The following is a 1,506-nucleotide window of genomic DNA, read 5'->3' on the forward strand; positions in this document are numbered from 1 at the left end:
AACACGATTGCGGGCCAGACCAACCTGCTGGCGCTCAACGCCACCATCGAGGCGGCGCGCGCCGGGGAAGCCGGCAAGGGCTTCGCCGTCGTCGCCACTGAGGTCAAGGAGCTGGCGAGCCAGACCGCCCGGGCCACCGAGGAGATCTCGCAGCAGATCTCGTCGGTCCAGCAGGCCACGCAGCAGACGGTCTCCGCCATCCAGGAGATCGCCCGCACGATCACCGAGATGAGCCAGATCTCGACCTCGATCGCGGCTGCGATGGAGGAGCAGGGCGCAGCCACGGCCGAGATCGCCCGCAACGTCCAGGAGGCAGCGCGCGGCACGGAAGCCGTGACCGGCAGCATCGCGGACGTGCAGCAGGGCGCCGGCGAGACCGGGGCCGCCGCCAGCCAGGTTCTGGGAGCGGCCCAGGAGCTGTCGCGCCACTCCCACGATCTCGGCCGCGAAGTCTCGACCTTCCTGCAGGACGTCAAGGCCGCCTGACACAGCCGCCACGGCATCGATCAAGGCAAGGGCCGCTGCTCCGCAGCGGCCTTATTCATTCTCGTCCCGCAAGAGGATCAAGCGTCCGCCAAGCACCTCAGGAGCAAGCACCTCAGGAGACTGACGAATGCACGGGGGAACGCCATTGTTAGCCAGCACATCATTCGGGGTCGTCGCCAAGCCTGACGCAAGCTCCAGGAGCTAATTCCTGCAGGCCTGCAAATTCCTGCGCGTCGTGGCACGCGTGCACCGTCCGCCCGAACGCGGACCGCATATCGAGACGACCATGAAAGCTCTCAACAATCTCAAGCTGATCACCAAGCTCGCCATCCCGGTGGCGCTGTTCATCGCCGTGACGATCGGGCTGATCGTCTTCGCCAAATCCAGCCTCGACATGCTGGCGAGCGAGACGCACCAGATCGTCGACGTCCATGCGGCGCGGCGCAGCACGGCGCTCAGCGCCAAGGCCAATGTCAACGACGCTGCGATCCAGGAGAAGAACCTGATCATCGAGACGCGCGTCGAGCAGATCCTGGTCTACGACAAGCGGTTCAAGGATGCGAAAGAGGCTGCTCTCAAGGACTTCGACACGCTGATTGCCCTGTCCGACTCGCCTGAGATCCGCCGCTCCAACGAGGATTTGAAGAAGGCCGTCGAAGATTACTTCGCGGTCATGGGCCGGAGCATCGCCCATACGCAGCTCAACGAGAGCGAGGAAGCCTTCAAGCTGTCGACCGGCGAGGGGCAGGCTCTGCGCGAGAAGGCCATGCAGGCGCTCGATCAGAGGATCGAGGCCAACCTCCAGTCCCTGAACCAGGAAAAAGCCGAGTCGGCCGAGGTTGCCTCGAGCACGTCCATGCATCTGATGACGGCGTCCGTCGTCGGCCTGGCTCTCGCCATCGGCCTCCTGGCATCCATCATGATCTATGGGGTCGCGCGTCCCCTGAACGGCGTTGCCGGCGCCATGGGCCGGCTGGCGGACGGCGACCTGTCGGTCGAGGTGACCGGCGTGGAGCGCAA

At 65.3% G+C, this 1,506-nt stretch carries 2 protein-coding genes; both read left to right on the plus strand.

Annotation, left to right across the window (positions count from 1 at the left end; all coding sequences use genetic code 11):
- Positions 1-486 (plus strand): methyl-accepting chemotaxis protein (locus tag KBI52_RS01540; protein WP_247654105.1); only part of this gene is annotated, 486 nt, incomplete at its 5' end.
- Positions 487-772: 286 nt separating this feature from the next.
- On the plus strand, positions 773-1,506 hold a 734-nt coding region (locus KBI52_RS01545), incomplete at its 3' end, for an MCP four helix bundle domain-containing protein (RefSeq protein WP_210804877.1).

This window comes from Microvirga sp. HBU67558, assembly GCF_018069605.1.
GTDB lineage: Bacteria > Pseudomonadota > Alphaproteobacteria > Rhizobiales > Beijerinckiaceae > Microvirga > Microvirga terrae.